This window comes from Flavobacterium terrae, assembly GCF_900142035.1.
Lineage (GTDB): Bacteria > Bacteroidota > Bacteroidia > Flavobacteriales > Flavobacteriaceae > Flavobacterium > Flavobacterium terrae.
On record NZ_FQZI01000014.1, the window covers coordinates 1 to 2671 of the forward strand.

A 2671-nucleotide genomic window follows, 5' to 3' on the forward strand; every position below is an offset into this window, starting at 1 on the left:
CTGGTCCTAGTGGCAGTTTTAGTTATGCCTCATCATCATATTGTGAGTCTATTACTACGCCAGTTGCTGTGACTTTATCGGGATTAACATCTGGGGGTAGTTATAGTGCTACACCGACTGGATTGATTATAGATCCAACTACTGGAGCGATCACACCAAATGGCAGTACACCTGGGACTTATACAATTAGTTATGATATTGGAGCTACAGCTAGTTGTCCGGCGTATTCGGCACCAACAGTTTCAGTTGATATTAATCCATCGCCTACAGCACCGGTTGTAACAGTTGTTCAGCCTACATGTACAGTAACTACAGGTACAATTACAGTAACATCTCCTTTGGGAGCTGGATACGAGTATAGTATTGATAATGGAACTAATTATCAAGCAAATCCTTCATTTACAGGAGTTATTCCTAATACATATACTGTTATAGTAAGAGATATTAGCTCTTCATGTGTTTCTCCAGCTACATCAGTTACAATAAATACACCTCCAGGATCACCCGCGATTCCATTAATAAATACAGCAGCCGCTACCTGTACTGCAGATGGCTCAAGTTCAATTGTGAATTACGATGCTACTTTAACGTATGTATTTACCCCGGCAGGTCCTACAGTTGGAGCTGGCGGATCGATTAGTGGTATGGCTGTAGGTACAAATTATACAGTTGTTGCGAGTAATACAAGTTGTTCATCGGCGCCATCTGCATCGTTTAGTAATGATGTAATGTTAACAGTTCCAGCGGTTCCTACGATAAGTTCTACAGCCGCTACTTGTACTTCAGAAGAGGTTAGTTCGATTAGTAATTACGATGCTACCTTAACGTATATGTTTACACCAGTTGGTCCTACAGTTGGAGCAAGTGGATTGATTAGTGGTATGGTTGTAGGTACAAGTTATACGGTAACGGCAGGAAATGGTAGTTGTTCATCGGCGCCATCTGCATCGTTTAGTAATGATGCGATGTTGGCAGTTCCAGCGGTTCCTACAATAAGTTCTACAGCCGCTAGTTGTACTTCAGATGAGTTGAGTGTAATAGGGAATTACGATGCTACTTTAACGTATGTGTTTACACCAGTTGGCCCTACAGTTGGCACGGGCGGAGCGATTAATGGTATGGCTGTAGGTACAAATTATACAGTTGTTGCAAGTAATACAAGTTGTTCATCGGCACCATCTGCATCGTTTAGTAATGATGTAATGTTAACAGTTCCAGCGGTTCCTACGATAAGTTCTACAGCCGCTACTTGTACTTCAGAAGAGGTTAGTTCGATTAGTAATTACGATGCTACCTTAACGTATATGTTTACACCAGTTGGTCCTACAGTTGGAGCAAGTGGATTGATTAGTAATATGGCTGTTGGTACAAGTTATACGGTAACGGCAGGAAATGGTAGTTGTTCATCGGCACCATCTGGATCGTTTAGTAATGATGTGATGTTAACAGTTCCAGCGGTTCCTACAATAAGTTCTACAGCTGCTAGTTGTACTTCAGATGAGTTGAGTGCAATAGGGAATTACGATGCTACATTAACGTATGTATTTACCCCAGTTGGCCCTACAGTTGGCACGGGCGGAGCGATTAATGGTATGGCTGTAGGTACAAATTATACAGTTGTTGCAAGTAATACAAGTTGTTCATCTACTGCATCTGCATCGTTTAGTAATGATGCGATGTTACCAACACCAGTATTAAACATTACAAATCCTTCAGCTGTATGTGAACCAGGAACTGTAGATTTAACAGATCCAGCAGTTACAGCAGGAAGTATTGGAGGAGGAACATTGTCATATTGGACAAATTCATCAGCAACTACACCATTGGCAAATCCAAGTGCTGTTGCAGTAGGTGGTACATATTATATTCAAAGTTTATCAGGAACATGTAAAGATATAAAACCTGTAACAGTGATAATTAATTCGGTACCTGTAGTTACATTGGTTGATGGTTTTATTTGTGTTGATCCAATTACACAGCTACCATTGAATGGAAGTACATATACAATTAATACGAATTTAAATGCTACAGATTATAGTTTTCAATGGACAGACAGTTTAGGAGCTCCTATAGGAAATGGTAGTTCTTATGTTGCAAGTGCGCCAGGAGTATATACAGTGGTAGTAACTTCAAATGCTACGGGGTGTTCTTCAGATCCAACGTCAGCAACAGTTGGAACTTCATCAGGTCCAGAGTCTTTAGAAGCCTTTGTTTCTGATTATTTTGCAGATGTGATGAGTATTAATGTTATTGCTACTCCAGCAGGGAATTATGAATATTCATTAGATGGTGGTGCTTATCAAAGTAGTAATGTATTTGTAGATGTTTCGCCCGGACAACATACAGTTTATGTTCGTGATGTAAATGGGTGTGGTGCTCCAATTTCAGTAACTAGAACACTGATTGACTATCCAAGATATTTCACACCAAATGGAGATGGATATCATGATACATGGAATATTTCTGCACTAAAAGATCAGCCTAATTCAAAAATTCATATCTTTGACAGATTTGGAAAATTACTAAAAGAAATCAGGCCATCGAGTAGTGGTTGGAACGGTACCTTTAACGGTCAAGACCTGCCTTCGACAGATTACTGGTTTGTGGTGTTTTACCAAGAAAAAGGACAAAACAAAGAATTTAAATCCCATTTCTCTTTAAAACGATAAAT

1 protein-coding gene is annotated in these 2671 nt (G+C 39.7%); it reads left to right on the forward strand.

Going from position 1 to position 2671, the window contains the following annotated elements:
* The coding region (locus tag BUC09_RS14540; protein ID WP_143161949.1) for a T9SS type B sorting domain-containing protein at window positions 1–2669 on the forward strand (2669 nt) is incomplete at its 5' end.
* Between the last annotated feature and the right edge of the window lie 2 nt (window positions 2670–2671).